The organism is Micrococcus endophyticus, from assembly GCF_014205115.1.
Classification (GTDB): Bacteria; Actinomycetota; Actinomycetes; order Actinomycetales; family Micrococcaceae; genus Micrococcus; species Micrococcus endophyticus.
In genome coordinates, this window is sequence record NZ_JACHMW010000001.1 from 1,780,417 (window position 1) to 1,796,486 (window position 16,070).

Here is a 16,070-nt window from a genome sequence, read left to right on the forward strand (position 1 = left end):
GCCCGCACCCCCGACGGGGTGCGGGCCGTTCGCGATCACGCGGGATCAGGCGCGGGCGAAGCGCTCCTTCTGGGCCTCGAAGCGCTCGCGCACCATGGCCGGCAGGGACTCGCCGAAGCGGCCGAGCCACTCCTCGATGAGCTCGTTCTCCTTGGCCCACTCCTCGGCGTCCACCTTGAGGGCGTCCTCGAGGTCCTCCGCCGGCACGTCGATGCCGGTGAGGTCCAGGGCCTCCGGGGAGGGCACGTGGCCGATGGGGGTCTCCACGGCGTCGGCGCGGCCCTCGAGGCGCTCCACGACCCACTTCAGGACGCGGGAGTTCTCGCCGAAGCCCGGCCAGGCGAAGCCGCCGTCGCGGTTGCGGCGGAACCAGTTCACCAGGTAGATGCGGGGCAGCTTCTCCGGGTCGGCCTTGCCGGACTCCTCGACCCAGTGGGCCAGGTAGTCGCCGGCGTCGTAGCCGAGGAACGGCAGCATGGCCATCGGGTCGCGGCGCACCACGCCCACGGCGCCGGCGGCGGCCGCGGTGGTCTCCGAGGAGAGGGTGGCGGCCTTGAGGATGCCGTCCTCCCAGTCGAAGGACTCGGTCACCAGCGGGATGGTGGTCTTGCGGCGGCCGCCGAAGAGGATGGCGTCCAGCTTCACGCCCTTCGGGTCGTGGTACTCGTCCGCCAGCATGTCCGTCTGCTCGATCGGGGTGCAGAAGCGGGAGTTCGGGTGCGCCGCCGGGGTCTCGGAGGCCGGCGTCCAGTCGTTGCCGCGCCAGTCGGTGAGGTGCTCGGGGACCTCGTCCGTCATGCCCTCCCACCACACGCCGCCGTCGTCCGTGAGGGCGACGTTGGTGAAGATGGAGTTGCCCTTGGTGATCGCGCGCATGGCGTTCGGGTTGGTGGACCAGCCGGTGCCCGGGGCCACGCCGAAGTAGCCGGTCTCCGGGTTGATCACCCGGAACTCGCCGTCCTTGCCGGCACGGATCCAGGTGATGTCGTCACCCAGGGTCTCGGCCTTCCAGCCCTCGATCGTGGGGTCGATCAGGGCGAGGTTGGTCTTGCCGCAGGCCGACGGGAAGGCGCCGGTGATGTGGTACGACCGGCCCTCGGGGCTGGTGAGCTTGAGGATCAGCATGTGCTCGGCCAGCCAGGCCTCGTCCCGGGCCATCACGGAGGCGATGCGCAGGGCGTAGCACTTCTTGCCGAGCAGGGCGTTGCCGCCGTAGCCGGAGCCGAAGGACCAGATGGAGCGCTCCTCGGGGAAGTGCACGATCCACTTGGTGGAGTTGCACGGCCACGGCACGTCCTCCTGGCCCGGCTCGAGCGGGGCGCCCACGGAGTGCACGGCCGGCACGTAGAAGGCCTGCTCGCGGGACATCTTGTCCAGCACGTCCTGGCCGATGCGGGCCATGATGCGCATGGACAGGACCACGTAGGCGGAGTCGGTGAGCTCCACGCCGTACTTGGGGTCCTCGGCGTCCAGGTGGCCCATGACGAACGGGATCACGTACATGGTGCGGCCGCGCATGGAGCCGGCGAAGGCGTCGTCGAGGATGCCGTGCATCTTCTCCGGGTCCATCCAGTTGTTGGTGAAGCCGGCGTCCTCCTCCTTCTCGGAGCAGATGAACGTGCGGTCCTCCACGCGGGCGACGTCCGCCGGGTCGGAGAACGCGGCGAAGGAGTTGGGGAACTTGTCCTCGGCCAGGCGGGTCAGGGTGCCGGCCGCCACGAGCTCGTCCGCCAGGCGCGCATACTCCTCCTCAGAGCCATCCACCCACTGGACCGCGTCCGGCTGCGTCAGCTCGGCGACCTGGGCGACCCACTCGCGGAGCTGGGCGTAGTCCGTGGGGGCGTCCTGGAGGGCGCGATCCGCGAACGAAGTGGTGGCGTTGTCAGCCATGGTGGGGAGTCCTCCCATTGGGGTCCGGGGCCGTTCCGTCCCGTCCACTTCGATGCGCGCACAGATATAACAGGGCGCACCACATCGTTGTGGCCGCACGGTCCTGTCATGATACCCGAGCCGACCTGCGCGGACCGTGCCCGGCGTCACCCTCGGGGCGTCACAGAGGGCGTGCGAGACCGGGGAGGAGCCCGATTTGCACACCGCCGAGGACCTGCTGTAGTGTTCTACGAGTTCGAGCCGCTCCGGTGGCACGGATGATGCGCCCATAGCTCAGCTGGATAGAGCGTCTGTCTACGGAACAGAAGGTCAGGGGTTCGAATCCCTTTGGGCGCACAGAAAGAAGGCCCCGCTCCTGCAGGAGCGGGGCCTTCGTCGTCGTGGGGCGCGGTCGGGCTGCGGCTGGGGCCGGGCGGCCGGTGAGGACGCCCGGTCGGCGGACCCGGCCGGCAGACCCAGCCGGCGTCGCAGCCGACGACCGGGCCCCGGCCCGGGCTCAGCGGCCGGGCACCACGAAGTGGGTGAGGGCGGCATCGCGACCGTCGAGCTCCGCCCACGGCTTCTCCACGCGGAACACCTGCATCCCCAGGGTCGGGTAGTGCTCGCTCATGCGCAGCGCCGCGTCCTGGTCCGAGTCCAGGCTCATCAGCCGCATGCCCAGATTCTGCACCCACGGCATGTGGCCCACCACGAGCAGCGAGCGCGTGGTCTCCTCGGTCTCGTTGACGATCGCCAGGGCCTTCGCGGCGTCCGCGTGGTACAGCCGGGGGTCGAGGTACGGGGTGGGGGCGAGCTCGCCGAGCCGCTCGCACACCCACACGCACGTCTGACGGGTGCGCAGCGCGTCCGAGCAGACGATCGCGTCCGGCACGAGCCCGTTCTCGCGCAGCCAGTCGCCGGCGGCGGGGGCCTGCGCGTGGCCGCGCTCGGCGAGGGGCCGGGCATGGTCGTCGGCCGAGTCGGGCCAGCCGGCCTTGGCGTGGCGCAGGACGATCAGGGTCTTGGCGTCGGCGGTGCTCATGCGGCCAGGCTACGACGACGCGCCCCGGCCGGGCAGGCCGAGGCGCGTCGTCGTGGTCCGAGGCGGGCGGGGTCTCAGATGCTGTACTCCGGGGCCGCCCACACGACGACCTCGGGGTGGCGGTAGAAGCGGTAGCCCTGACCGCGCACGGTGCGCACGGTGTTGGCCAGGCGGCCGAGCTTCGCGCGCAGACGGCGGATGTGGACGTCGATGGTGCGCTCGTTCGGCACCTCGTCCGCGCTGTGCCACAGCGCCTCGAGCAGCTCCTCGCGGCCCACGGTGCGCTCCCCGTTCTCCACGAGGTAGTTGAGGAGCTCGAACTCCTTGTAGGTGAGGTTCAGGGACTCGCCGTCCAGCTGCACCTCGCGACGGGAGAGGTCGATCAGGACGCCGGGCTCGCGGGTGGACACCGGGGCCGGGGCCTGGGCGAGGTCCGAGCGGGCGCCGCCCTGGACGGTCGGGTCGCCGAGCACCTGGCGGACGACCTCGAGGTCGCGGCCCTCCGCGCCGGAGGGGGCCAGGGCGACGGCGGCGTGGGACTCCGAGCCGGGCACGAGGGACTCCACGTAGTGGCGCAGCTCGTTGGCGAGGCGGGTGAGGGAGGTGCCGGCGGCCGAGGCGGCCAGCTCGTCCATGCCCACGTAGATCACGAACCCGCGGGCCTCGTTCTCGCGGGCGACGGCCTGGGGGCCGGGGATGCCGTTGGGGGCGAGCACCGGAGTGGGGGCCGTCTGGGCGGCCGGGGCGTCCGTGCCGCCGGCGAGTCGGAGGTCGGCGCGGGCCTGACCTCGGCGGGACATGCCGTCGGCTCGACGCTGCGCGTTGCGGACCGAGATGTGCACGTATCCGGCGGACTGACCCATGACCATCACTCCTTGTGGTTCGGGTCCCGGTGTGCGGCCTTGGGGTGCCGCGTCCGGGACGTCATGTGACAAGAATGTGACGCCCGGGACCGAACTGGCAAGTAACGTTCACGCTTCTGTCTCACTATACGAACGGAATCGGGTCAAATGTGACTAAGATCATTATTCGGCGGCTCGAATGGCTCCGAGTGGAGCTTCCCGGCCCTGACCCCGTGATTCCGTGGAACGGCACCGCGCTGCCGCCGCCCGCATTCCCCAGTATTCGGAATAACTATGCAGTGAAGCTGGGAACTCCCGGGATGACGCGCGTATGACGGGTCGGCCGTGCCCGAGGTGTCCACTTCTTGGACGACACATTCACGGCTCCGCTTGACGTCCCCGTCGGAGACGCTCCCGTGAGACGACCACGGCCCCCGCCTGGTGGGGCGGGGGCCGTGGTCGTCTCGTGGCGGACGCGCAGGTCCGATCAGGTCACTCCGCCAGACCGTAGAGCCGGTCGCCGGCGTCGCCGAGGCCGGGGACGATGTAGGACCGCTCGTCCAGGCGCTCGTCGACGGCGGCCAGGTACAGGTCCACCTCGACGTCGCCCAGCGAGGCCTCCAACCGCTTGATGCCCTCCGGGGCGCCGAGCAGGCAGATGCAGGTGACGCGGGCGGCGCCGCGCTCGTAGAGGAAGCGGATCGACTCGATCAGGGTGCCGCCGGTGGCGAGCATCGGGTCGAGCACGAACACGTGGCGGCCCGTGAGGTCGGCCGGCAGGCGCTCGGCGTAGGTGACGATGTCCAGCGTCTCCTCGTTGCGGGCCATGCCCAGGAAGCCGACCTCGGCGGAGGGTGCCATCTTGGTCATGCCCTCGAGCATGCCCAGGCCCGCCCGGAGGATCGGCACCACGAGCGGGCGGGGCCGGGCCAGGCGCAGGCCGGTGGTGGTGGCCACCGGGGTCTGGATCTCGACCTCCTCCATGGCGACGTCCCGCGTGGCCTCGTAGGCCAGCAGCATCACGAGCTCCTCCGTGAGCTGGCGGAAGATCATGGACGGGGTCTTCTTGTCCCGCAGGACGCTGAGCTTGTGGGCCACGAGCGGGTGGTCGACGAGGTGGACGCGCATGGGCTCCACGCTACCGCCCGCGGACCGTCCGCGCGCAGGGACGCCCCGGCGGCGCGGCTACGCTGGGCCCGTGTCCGCCCGCCTGCCCTCCCCCGCGCCCTCGGCCGATCAGGAGCACGCGTGGATGGGGCTGGCCCTGGACGCCGCCCGCGCGGCCGGCGAGGCCGGGGACGTGCCGATCGGCGCCGTGCTGGTGGCCGGGGACGGGACCGTGCTGGCCGCCGTCGGGAACGAGCGCGAGCAGCACCACGACCCCACCGCCCACGCCGAGGTCCTCGCCCTGCGCCGCGGTGCCCGCGCGCTGGCCGAGGCGGGTGAGGCGGACGGCTGGCGCCTGTCCGACTGCACCCTCGTGGTGACCCTCGAGCCCTGCCCCATGTGCGCCGGCGCGCTGCTGCTGGCGCGGATCCCGCGCGTCGTGTTCGGGGCCTGGGACCCGAAGGCCGGGGCGTGCGGCTCCGTGCTGGACGTGGTGCGAGACCCGCGGTTCAACCACGCCGTGCAGGTGCGCGCGGGCGTGCGCGCGGAGGAGTCGGCGGCGCTGCTGCGCCGATTCTTCGCCGCCCAGCGCGGCTGAGCCGTCCCCCGGCACGACGGCGGCGCCCGCCCGGTTTGGGCGCGTCGGCGCGGCTCGGGTAGGGTGTCCTGGTCTGGTGACGTGTCCGAGCGGCCGAAGGTGCAGCACTCGAAATGCTGTGTACGGTAACCCCGTACCGTGGGTTCAAATCCCACCGTCACCGCCAGATGTGAAGCCCGGGAGCCTCGTGCTCCCGGGCTTTCGCCATGCCGGGCCGGGTCCGACTACATTCTTCCCGTATTAGTGAGTTTCGACGGAAGTCGGTTGCCTTCAGACCCGCCCCTGTTCCCTCGTGACCCACAGCGGCTAGGCTTGACGACAGCCATCTACGACGGGATGAAGATGAAAAGCTTTGATTCGCGGGTCTACAGCGTGGGAGATTACAGAGAGTGGAGTGAGTCTGGTCAGCTCGTCCTGTCTCCGCGCTTCCAGCGTCGCGAGGTATGGACCGAGACTGCACGATCATACCTAATGGACACGATTATCAGGGGCCTCCCGATTCCCAAAGTGTTTATTCGGCAGATCATTGATCCTTCGAGTGGCAAGAGCGTCAGAGAAGTCGTGGATGGGCAGCAACGACTTAGGACGATACTCTCGTACGTGAATGACGGGTTCGTTATACGCCGCGGTCACAACCGAGAGCATGGTGGCCTGTTCTTCAGTCAGCTCCCTGAGGATAAGAAGCTGGAGTTGCTGGGATATGAGATCTCAACCGATCTCCTCGTGAACCTCGCGGATAGCCAAATCTTAGATATTTTTAGCCGCCTGAATTCGCATGCCGTCGTATTGAACGAGCAGGAGAAGATCAACGCCTCACACTTCAGTGAATTCAAGAAGCTCGCTGATGCGATGGCCCACGAGTTTTACGAGTACTGGATCAAAAACAGAATACTTCGGGAACCTCAGGTGATGAGAATGGCGGACGTCTCTCTTTCTGCTGATCTACTCATCGCTATGTGCGATGGTGTTCAGTCAAAAAAGCAGATTCGATCGTATTACACGCAGTTCGAGAAGGACTTCCCTTACGACTCAGATAAATTGGCTGAGCAGTTTCGACAGACGATCTATATGATCTCTAGGATTTTCCCCGACGGCGTCCAGAACAGCGAGTTCAGGCGTATTCACATCTACTACAGTCTCTTCACCGCAGTGTTCCATGAACTATACGGACTGAGAGGATCTGACCTACCCCGCGGCGACCTGCTTTCAGCGAATCTCGACCAGGTTCGCAGTCGTCTCGATCATGTTGACGAAGTCTTCGGCGATCCTGACTCGCCGGGCCTGAAGGACTCGGACCGCCAGTTCCTGAACGACAGTCGTCGCGCCACGACTGATGCTTCCGTTCGCCAGCGCCGAACCGAATACTTGCTTAAGCTTATTCAAGGCTCGTGAAGAAGATATTAGATTCGAGCACACGTCGTATCTCGGAGACTGGGGCCCATCTCCAAGCGGTGCACAGGCTAGCACCCGACGGACAATATGAGCGCTCGGTCTCGGAGCGTGCTCTGGTCACTGAAGCTTGCTTCCTCAAGCTCTTCATAACCCTAGAGGAGTTCCTTGAAGAGAGTTTCGCCCACTACCTAGTAGGCAAGATGAGCACGGCGCGATGGAGGCCATCGAAGTACGCGAAGCCTCAAACCAAGGACCATGCACTGAAGATGCTCAAAGGATCTCAGCGGTTCGTTGACTGGTCGACGTCCGACACTGTCGTGACTTTTGCCAATCTGTATTTCGTTGACGGCGAGCCATTCAGGGCGCCTCTTACGAGTGCGAAGCAGAACCTTCAGGACATGAAGACAGTTCGGAACTCTACGGCTCATCTCTCTGCAACGACACAGGCATCCCTCGAAAGCCTGTACGTAAGGTGGACTGGAAACCCGAAGCCCGGTGTCACCGCGTACGAAATGCTCATGGCATCGAAAGCAGGACATGTGAACACCTTCTACGGTGAAAGCGAACAGATCGTGTCGGCGATCATCGCTCAGGTGGCAAACAAGAGCTGAACAGTGCTCGGCGCTGTTCGACGGCTCATCGAAGACGTGTATCTGGCGCGGGCGTGTCCTAATGGGGGCGTGACGGGCCCAGAGGTTCTCCGACGTGGGGTTGCGCGCCCGTAGGCAGTGGGCCGAGAGCCCGATAGGCCGGGCTGAGTGGAGGGTCGAGAGGCGGTACTTCGAGTCCATCTGCGATCTGAGAAGAATACTGGCAGCATCCTCGAACTCGGCGACTGACCCAGCACCGAAAGATCAAAGAACCGGCACGCAGGAACTTGACCCGGCGTCATTGACATCGTCGCCTTCAGAGGCCCTGATGCACCCGGCTGCTCAGGTACTTCGAGTTTGCACCGACTGCGCACCACTCCCAGCGATGATCGCTCATGTGCGGGTCTTCATGCCTCGTCGAGGCACATGGTTAGTGCACACGTCCCCGGCGCATGACCCCGTCTCCGTCGTTGAGATCGTCGCGCGGCTACGCACCACCGAGGAGGAGGACTACCTATATCTGTGGAAAGCAGCGCACGAGACCACGTAATGGCGTTCTGCTGGTGGCTAGGTATCCCTGAGATGTCGCTGGCCGAGGCCGAATTGCGCGACCTCTCCGCCCAACACGATGCCATGCAGGCGGAGATCGCGATGCACGCCAATGCAGTAACGACCTACGAAGAAGTCTCGTGGACGCTGTTCGCTGACGCGTCAAGCCTAACCCCCACTGCAGCGCGACGCCGTTACGGCCAATGAGGGGTGGCGGACTCCTTGATCGCGACCCGCCAGTAACGCAACCCCAACCACGCGGAGCGCATCGGTCAAGGCGTCGATAGAGTCAAGGGTCAGGTTCCGCCGCCGAGCTATTCGACGACGGCCTCGACGATGTGGCGACCGCGCTCGCTAAGCATGACGCGAGGCGGTCAGCGGGGGCAGAAACCGACTACCTTCCGATTACAGACTTATCAGGAGCACTTGCGAACTGCCGTAGCAACCGGGGGCAACGGCGGCGGGATCATGCGGATTCCGGGGGCGGCTCCATGTCTTTTGGGGGCCGATAGGGTTCAAATCCCACCGTCACCGCCAGATGTGAAGCCCGGGAGCCTCGTGCTCCCGGGCTTCTGTCTTCCCCGGAGGCGGCCGGCGGCCCGAGACCGGCCCCGTCAGCCCGGCAGCACGGTGTCCAGGAACGCGGCGACCGCAGCCCAGGAGATGGTGGCGTGGACGGCGCTGAGGGGGACGCCGCTGCGCAGCACCTCGGCCGAGCCCCAGCCGCCGCCCATCATGCCGAGGTCGTGGCCGGCGTCGGCCACGGAGTAGAAGGCGGCGCGCACGCCCGCGGCCTCCGCGGCCTCGTACAGCTCGAGGCTCTGCCGCCAGGGCACGGTGGGGTCCTTGAGCCCGTGCACGATCATCATCGGCGGGGAGTCCGGGCGCACGTGGGCGATCGGCGAGGCCAGGCGGGTGAGCCCGTACGAGGCGAGCACGGGCACGCCGAGCATCGCGGACTTGGTGCTGTGGTCGTCCAGGTGGCAGTGCTCGAGCCGCCGCTGGCGGTTGTAGTCCGCGCAGGCGCCCGGCGACATCTGGGCGTTCATCGCGAGGAAGTCCGTGGGCGCGAAGAAGTCCAGGATGGCCTGGACCCGGTCCTCCTCGGGGATCGCGTGGCCCCCGGGCGGCACCTCGCGTCCGGGCGGGGGCACGTGCGCGCGGTCCAGGTCGCGGCCGCCGGTGAGCCCGGCCATGAGAGCGTTCCAGCCGCCGGAGGACGTGCCGGCCACGGTCAGGCGGGAGGCGTCCAGGTCCAGCTCCACGGCATGGGCGCGCACCCAGCGGACGGCCGCCGTCGCGTCCTCCACCTGCGCGGGGAAGCGGCCCTGCTTCGAGCTGCGCACCGAGAAGGCCGCCACGGCGTAGCCGTGCGGGACGAGGCCGCGGGCCACGGCCTGGCCGTCGTGGTAGCCGCGGTCGTCCCGCCAGCCGGAGCCGGCGTTCCACACCACCACGGGGAACGGGCCGGGGCCCTGCGGCCGGTACACGTCCACCCGGCCGGCGCGGCCGGGCAGGTCCGCGTACCGGTGGCCGGTACTGCTGCGCATGCCGAAGAGGGCGTTGACGTCCGGGCCGACCGGGGCCGGCGGCACGCCGGCCAGGTTCGCGACGGCGGCCCCTCCCCCCAGCGCCAGGGCGCCGGCGCCCAGCCCCAGGACGGCACGACGGGTCAGCCGTCCGCGCCGTCCCGACGTCGCCATGACCGCCCCCTCCTGTGCGTGGGCCCAGCGCCCGCCAGGCGAGCGTAGCGGAGGCTCCGGGGCCGCCGTCGTGGTGACCCGTATCGTGTCCGGGCCCGGTGCGATCATGGACCCATGTCTGTACGGGTGCTGGCCATCGGCAAGAAGCATGAGGCGTGGGTCTCCGAGGGGATCGACCGCTACGAGCGGCGCCTGAAGAAGCCCTACGACCTCACCTGGCGCCTGCTGCCGCACTCCGCCCGCCAGGAGGAGGCCGCGCGCACGGAGGAGTCGGACCGGATCCTGGGCGCCGTGGGCGCGGACGAGCACCTCATCCTCCTGGACGAGCGGGGGACGGCGTTCGACTCGCCGGGTCTGGCGCGGCACCTGCAGAGCCGGTTCGACGTCGGCGCCCCGGTCACGGTGGTGATCGGCGGGGCCTACGGGGTGGACGCGCGGGTCCACGCCCGCGCGGACCGCGTCTGGTCCCTGTCCCCGCTCGTCTTCCCGCACCAGCTCGTGCGGCTGATCCTGGCGGAGCAGGTCTACCGAGCCCAGGAGATCTCCGCCGGCCGACCGTACCACCACGCATGAGCGGGCCCGCGGAGACCGCAGCGGGCGCGCCCACGCCCGCGGCCGACGTCGTCCTGGGCCGGTTCACCGAACCCACGCGCGCCTGGTTCACGGGCGCGTTCGAGGCGCCCACGCCCGCGCAGCTGGGCGCGTGGGACGCCATCTCCTCCGGCCGGCACGCCCTGGTGATCGCCCCCACCGGCTCCGGCAAGACCCTCTCCTCCTTCCTCTGGGCCCTCGACTCGTTCGTGCGCGAGCCCGCGGCCGAGGGGACTGCGGCCACGCGCGTGCTCTACGTCTCCCCGCTCAAGGCCCTCGGCGTGGACGTGGAGCGGAACCTGCGGGCTCCCCTCGTGGGCATCACGCAGACCGCCGCCGGCCTGGGCCGCCCCGTGCCGCGTGTGCGGGTGGGCGTGCGCTCCGGGGACACCCCGGCCGCCGAGCGCCGGCGCCTGCAGCAGGACCCCCCGGACATCCTCATCACCACCCCCGAGTCCCTCTACCTCATGCTCACCTCCCAGGCCCGCTCGGCGCTGGCCGGGGTCCGCACGGTGATCGTGGACGAGGTGCACGCCGTGGCCGGGACCAAGCGCGGCGCCCACCTGGCCGTCTCCCTCGAGCGGCTCGACTCCCTGCTCGAGACGCCCGTGCAGCGGATCGGCCTGTCCGCCACGGTCGAGCCGGCCTCGGAGGTGGCCCGGTTCCTCGGCGGCACCCAGCCGGTCACCGTGGTGCGCCCCGCCTCGGCCAAACGGTGGGACCTCACGGTCACGGTGCCGGTGCCGGACCTCACCGACCTGTCCTCCCCCTCGGCCGCGCACGACCTGGGGCCCGGCTCCTCTCCCGGCGGCCCCGGCGCGGAGGGCGGCCCCGGGGGCGCCGTGACGGGCGGGTCGATCTGGCCGCACGTGGAGGAGCGGATCGTGGACCTCGTCGCCGAGCGCCGCTCCACGCTCGTGTTCGCCAACTCCCGCCGCCTGGCCGAGCGGCTCACCGGCCGCCTCAACGAGATCTGGGAGGCCCGGCTCGAGGCCGCCGCCGCGGTCGAAGACCCCGACGCCGTCCCCGGCTTCCGCACGCCCGGTGCGGGGGCGGGGGCCTCGTCCTCGACGCCCGCCACGCCGTCGTCGTCGTCGTATCCGGCGCAGGTGGCGGGGCAGACCGGCACCGGCTCGGGGACCGTCTCCGACTTCGCCCGCGCCCACCACGGCTCCGTGTCCAAGGAGCAGCGGGCGATCGTGGAGGAGGCCCTGAAGACCGGGCGGATCCGCTGCGTGGTGGCCACGAGCTCGCTGGAGCTGGGCATCGACATGGGCGCGGTGGACCAGGTGATCCAGGTGGAGTCGCCGCCGTCCGTGGCCTCGGGGCTGCAGCGCGTGGGCCGCGCCGGCCACCAGGTGGGCGAGGTCTCCCGCGGCGTGTTCTTCCCCAAGCACCGCGGGGACCTCGTGGACACCGCCGTGGTGGCCGAGCGCATGACCGCCGGGCGGATCGAGGCGCTGCGCATCCCCGCCAACCCGCTCGACATCCTCGCCCAGCAGACCGTGGCCGCCGTCGCCGTCGCGGACCTGGACGCGCAGGAGTGGTTCGACCTCGTGCGCCGCTCCGCGCCGTTCGCCACCCTGCCGCTCTCCGCCTACGAGTCCGTGCTGGACCTGCTGGCCGGGCGCTACCCCTCGGACGAGTTCGCCGAGCTGCGCCCGCGCATCCTGTGGGACCGGGAGAACGGCACGCTGGCCGCCCGGCCGGGTGCCCAGCGGCTGGCCGTCACCTCGGGCGGCACCATCCCGGACCGCGGCCTGTTCGGCGTGTTCCTGGCCTCCGACGGCGGCCCGGACGGGGCGCCGGGCGGTGCGGCGGCCGGGGACACGGCCGAGTCCGCGGGCACCGCGTCCGCGGGCTCGGCCCGCTCCGGCGGGCGCCGCGTGGGCGAGCTGGACGAGGAGATGGTCTACGAGTCCCGCGTGGGGGACGTGATCCTGCTCGGCGCCACGAGCTGGCGGATCGTGGACATCACGGCGGACCGCGTCCTCGTGCTGCCCGCCTACGGGCAGCCGGGCAAGCTCCCGTTCTGGCGGGGCGACGCCGCGGGCCGGCCGGCGGAGCTGGGCGACGCCGTCGGGCGCTTCCGCCGCGAGCTGGACGCGGACCCGGCCGCGGGCCGCGAGCGCCTGGCCGCCGCGGGCCTGGACGTGTGGGCGCAGGACAACCTGCTGGCCTACCTGAAGGACCAGCGCGAGGCCACCGGCGTGCTGCCCACCGAGCAGACGCTCGTGGTGGAGCGGTTCACGGACGAGCTCGGCGACTGGCGCGTGGTGCTGCACTCCCCCTACGGCATGGCCGTGCACGCCCCGTGGGCGCTCGCGGTGGGCGCCCGGCTGGCGCAGCGGTACGGGCTGGAGACCGGCTCGGGCGCGGCGATGGCGGCCGACGACGGGATCGTGCTGCGCATCCCCCTCATGGACGCCGAGCCCCCGGGCGCCGAGCTGTTCGAGTTCACCGCCGAGGAGCTGGAGGAGATCGTCACCGCGGAGGTGGGCGGGTCGGCCCTGTTCGCCGCCCGGTTCCGCGAGAACGCGGCCCGCTCCCTGCTGCTGCCGCGGCGCGACCCCGGCCGGCGCACCCCGCTGTGGCAGCAGCGCCAGCGCTCGGCGCAGCTGCTGGACGTCGCCCGCAAGCACCCCCGGTTCCCCGTGATCCTGGAGACCGTCCGCGAGGTGCTGCAGGACGTCTACGACCTGCCCGCGCTCAAGGACCTCGCCGGGAGGGTGGCGTCCCGGGCCGTGCGGCTCGTGGAGGTCACCACCCCCGCGCCCTCCCCGTTCAGCCAGTCCATCCTGTTCGGCTACGTGGCCCAGTTCATCTACGAGGGCGACTCCCCGCTCGCCGAGCGCCGGGCCGCCGCCCTGTCCCTGGACCCGACCCTGCTGGCCGAGCTGCTCGGCACCGAGGAGCTGCGCGAGCTGCTCGACGCCGGGATCATCGCCGAGGTGGAGGCCCAGCTGCAGCGCCTCGCCCCGGACCGGCGGGCGCGCGGGGTCGAGGGCGTGGCGGACCTGCTGCGCCTGCTCGGCCCGCTCTCCGCGGCCGAGGCCGCCCGGCGGGTGCGGCCCGAGGCCGGTGATCCGGCCGGGGCGGACGACGACGGCGGGGCGGGGCCGGCGCACGTGGCGGCCGTCGGGGAGATGCTGGCCGGGCTGGAGCGCGCCGGTCGCGCGTTCCGGCTGCGCCAGGACGGCGTCGAGCGGTTCGCGGCCGTGGAGGACGCGGCCCGCCTGCGGGACACCCTCGGCACCCCGATCCCCCACGGCGTACCCGCCGCGTTCCTCGAGCCCGCTGACGACCCCCTCGGCGACCTCGTCTCCCGCTACGCCCGCACCCACGGCCCCTTCACCGCCGCCGAGGCGGGCGCCGCGCTGGGACTGGGCGGCGCCGTCGTCCTGCCGGTGCTGCAGCGCCTGGCCACCGAGCGGCGCGTGAGCACCGGCGCCTTCCGCCCGGACGGCCCCCCCGGGGCCACGGGCCTGGACGCCGAATGGTGCGACGCCGAGGTGCTGCGGCGCATCCGCCTGCGCTCGCTCGCCGCGCTGCGCGCCGAGGTGGAGCCGGTGGACCAGTCCGCGTACGCGCGGTTCCTCGCCGACTGGCAGCACCTGCGCCCGCGCGTCGGCCGGGACGGGGCGTGGCGCCCGCCGGCCACCCTCGAGGGCGTGGACGGGGTGGCCACCGTGCTGGACCAGCTGGCCGGCACGCCCCTGCCCGCGAGCGCGTGGGAGTCGCTCGTCCTGCCCACGCGGGTGCGGGACTACGCCCCCGCCCTGCTGGACGAACTGCTGGCCACGGGCGAGTACGTGTGGTCCGGCGTGGCCGAGGCCGCCGGCAACGACGGCTGGGTGGCCCTGCACCCCGCCGACGCCGTGGACCTCACCCTGCGCCTGCCCGAGCGGGCCGACGGCACGGGCCCGGACGCGGCCGCGCCGCGGGACGCCGCCCTGCGCGCTGACGTGCGCGAGGTGCTCGCCGGAGGCGGCGCGTGGTTCTTCCCGCAGCTCGTGGAGCGGGTGCGGGCCGCCCAGTCCGCCCGGCTGGGCACGGGCGGGCCGGACGGGCACGGGGCCGGGGCCGACCTGGCGCGCGGGCCCGCCGTGCTCGAGGCGCTGTGGGGGCTGGTGTGGGCCGGGGAGGTCGGCAACGACACCTTCGCCCCCGTGCGCGGCCTGCTCTCCCTCGGCAAGACCGCCCACCGCACGGGCAGGCAGACCCCGCGGGCCCGCACCGCGCGCACGGGCGGGGCCGGGGCGGGCACGGCCGGTCGCGGCCTCGGCGGGCGGCTGGCCGGGGTGCGCGGCCGCGGCCGGTACGCCGGGCTCGCCTCCCCCGACGGCGGCGCCCGCGGGACGGCCGGACCGGCCGCCGGGATGGCCGGGCTGTCCGCGGCGGAGCAGGCCCGCGCGGCCGGCCGCTGGTCGCTGCTGCCGGCGGCCGAGCGGGACCCCACCATCCGGGCCCACGCCACCGCCGAGTTGCTGCTGGACCGGTACGGCGTGATCACGCGCGGGTCCGTGGTGGCCGAGGAGGTGCCCGGCGGCTTCGCCGGCCAGTACCGGCTGCTCACCCGCATGGAGGACGCCGGGCAGGTCCGCCGCGGCCACTTCGTGGCGGGCCTGGGCGGCGCCCAGTTCTCCACGGGCGCCGTGGTGGACCGGCTGCGCGGCTTCCAGGACGAGGACGGCGCCGACGCGCCCGCCGCGCCGCGCCTGGACGCGTTCGGCCTGCCCCTGCCCGCCGCCCCCGCCGAGCAGCGGACCCCGGCCGCCCTCGCCCTCGCCGCCACGGACCCCGCGAACCCCTACGGGGCGGCCCTGGACTGGCCCGCCGTGCCGGCCGGACCGGACGGCGTCGTGCCCACGGGCCACCGGCCGGGCCGGAAGGCGGGCGCCGTCGTCGTGCTGATCCGCGGCGAGCTCGCCCTCTACATGGAGCGCGGCGGCAAGACGCTGCTGTGCTTCACGCAGGGTGCCGTCGAGCTGAAGGCCGCGGCCGAGGCGCTCGTGTGGGCGCTGCGGACCGGGAGGACCGAGCGTCTGAGCCTCGAGAAGGTCAACGGCGGGCCCGTGCTCGGCACGCCGTTGGCCGAGGCGATGCTCGCGGCGGGGTTCTACTCGAGCCCGAGCGGGCTGCGGTATCGGAGCTGAGGGGGAGGGCACGACGGCGGCGTGGACCGCGGCACCGGGGCGGAGCGCGGGTCGGGAGGGGCGGACACGCGGGGGGCCGGCGAGTAGGTTCGCGGGCATGAGCGAGACCACCACCGATCCCGGCCTGCCGGACGACGTCGGCGTCGACGCGGGCGCCGACCCCACGGGCACCGCCCCGGCCCCCGAGGCCCTCGAGGAGTCCATGCCGCACCCCTCGGACCCCTCGGTCACCCCGTTCCTCATGTTCGAGGGCGATGCCGGCGCGGCCATGGACGCCTATCTCAGCGTGTTCGTCGAGCACCTGCCCGTCACGGAGGTCCGCCGCGACCTCTTCGACGACTCCTCGCCCCGCGGCGCCGAGTGGGCCGGCAAGGTGCTGCACGGCGAGCTCGAGGTCGCCGGCCAGCGGCTGCGCTTCTTCGACTCCTTCACCTCGCACGGGTTCACGTTCACCCCGGCGATCAGCTTGTTCGTCGAGCTCCCGGACCCCACGGCCGTGGACGCGGTCCACGACGCCCTGATCGCCGGTGGCGGCCAGGACTACATGCCGCCCGGCGACTACGGCTTCTCCCGGCGCTTCGCCTGGGTCGGGGACCGGTTCGGCGTGACCTGGCAGCTCAACGCGGCATGA

12 protein-coding genes and 2 tRNA genes are annotated in these 16,070 nt (G+C 71.5%); 9 read left to right on the forward strand and 5 right to left on the reverse strand.

The annotated features are described in order from the left end of the window. Positions 1-45: 45 nt before the first annotated feature. The gene (locus tag HDA33_RS08140) at positions 46-1,890 is read right to left on the reverse strand and encodes a phosphoenolpyruvate carboxykinase (GTP) (RefSeq protein ID WP_184172401.1); all 1,845 of its coding nucleotides are present in this window, start codon (positions 1,888-1,890) and stop codon (positions 46-48) included. A gap of 262 nt (positions 1,891-2,152) precedes the next feature. Here HDA33_RS08140 and HDA33_RS08145 point away from each other — a divergent pair. Next, a tRNA-Arg gene (locus HDA33_RS08145) sits at positions 2,153-2,226 on the forward strand. Between the two features lie 160 nt (positions 2,227-2,386). Here the strand turns inward: HDA33_RS08145 and HDA33_RS08150 are convergent. The 3 genes from HDA33_RS08150 to upp form a co-directional block, all read right to left on the reverse strand. Then, positions 2,387-2,911 carry a SixA phosphatase family protein gene (locus HDA33_RS08150; protein WP_184172403.1) on the reverse strand — a complete coding sequence of 175 codons (525 nt, stop codon included), beginning with the start codon at positions 2,909-2,911 and terminating at the stop codon, positions 2,387-2,389. A 74-nt stretch (positions 2,912-2,985) separates the two neighbouring features. Beyond that, the gene (locus HDA33_RS08155; protein WP_184172405.1) at positions 2,986-3,774 is read right to left on the reverse strand and encodes a winged helix-turn-helix domain-containing protein; all 789 of its coding nucleotides are present in this window, start codon (positions 3,772-3,774) and stop codon (positions 2,986-2,988) included. 471 nt (positions 3,775-4,245) lie between these two features. After that, entirely contained in the window at positions 4,246-4,881 is a 636-nt protein-coding gene (gene upp / locus HDA33_RS08160; protein ID WP_184172407.1) for a uracil phosphoribosyltransferase, read from the reverse strand. 70 nt (positions 4,882-4,951) lie between these two features. On the opposite strand from upp, the gene tadA reads away from it, so the two are divergent. The 5 genes from tadA (at position 4,952) to HDA33_RS08185 (ending at position 8,196) form a co-directional block, all read left to right on the forward strand. Continuing rightward, positions 4,952-5,458 carry a tRNA adenosine(34) deaminase TadA gene (gene tadA, locus HDA33_RS08165; RefSeq protein WP_338104298.1) on the forward strand — a complete coding sequence of 169 codons (507 nt, stop codon included), beginning with the start codon at positions 4,952-4,954 and terminating at the stop codon, positions 5,456-5,458. Between the two features lie 75 nt (positions 5,459-5,533). Then, a tRNA-Ser gene (locus tag HDA33_RS08170) sits at positions 5,534-5,624 on the forward strand. Between the two features lie 77 nt (positions 5,625-5,701). After that, positions 5,702-6,850, forward strand: a complete 1,149-nt coding sequence (locus HDA33_RS08175) for a GmrSD restriction endonuclease domain-containing protein (RefSeq protein WP_184172410.1) — start codon at positions 5,702-5,704, stop codon at positions 6,848-6,850. Further along, positions 6,847-7,461, forward strand: a complete 615-nt coding sequence (locus HDA33_RS08180) for a hypothetical protein (RefSeq protein WP_184172412.1) — start codon at positions 6,847-6,849, stop codon at positions 7,459-7,461. The genes HDA33_RS08175 and HDA33_RS08180 overlap by 4 nt, the downstream gene beginning before the upstream one ends. A gap of 561 nt (positions 7,462-8,022) precedes the next feature. Continuing rightward, a complete protein-coding gene (locus tag HDA33_RS08185; RefSeq protein ID WP_184172414.1) occupies positions 8,023-8,196 on the forward strand; it encodes a hypothetical protein in 174 nt (57 codons plus the stop codon). Between the two features lie 407 nt (positions 8,197-8,603). Here HDA33_RS08185 and HDA33_RS08190 read toward each other — a convergent pair whose 3' ends face one another. After that, a complete protein-coding gene (locus HDA33_RS08190) occupies positions 8,604-9,692 on the reverse strand; it encodes an alpha/beta hydrolase (RefSeq protein ID WP_184172416.1) in 1,089 nt (362 codons plus the stop codon). A gap of 114 nt (positions 9,693-9,806) precedes the next feature. On the opposite strand from HDA33_RS08190, the gene HDA33_RS08195 reads away from it, so the two are divergent. The 3 genes from HDA33_RS08195 (at position 9,807) to HDA33_RS08205 (ending at position 16,070) form a co-directional block, all read left to right on the forward strand. Then, positions 9,807-10,265, forward strand: coding sequence for a 23S rRNA (pseudouridine(1915)-N(3))-methyltransferase RlmH (locus HDA33_RS08195; protein ID WP_184172418.1), 459 nt, complete (start codon positions 9,807-9,809; stop codon positions 10,263-10,265). Further along, positions 10,262-15,439 carry an ATP-dependent helicase gene (locus HDA33_RS08200; RefSeq protein WP_184172420.1) on the forward strand — a complete coding sequence of 1,726 codons (5,178 nt, stop codon included), beginning with the start codon at positions 10,262-10,264 and terminating at the stop codon, positions 15,437-15,439. The genes HDA33_RS08195 and HDA33_RS08200 overlap by 4 nt, the downstream gene beginning before the upstream one ends. A 97-nt stretch (positions 15,440-15,536) precedes the next feature. After that, a complete protein-coding gene (locus HDA33_RS08205; RefSeq protein WP_246416917.1) occupies positions 15,537-16,070 on the forward strand; it encodes a VOC family protein in 534 nt (177 codons plus the stop codon).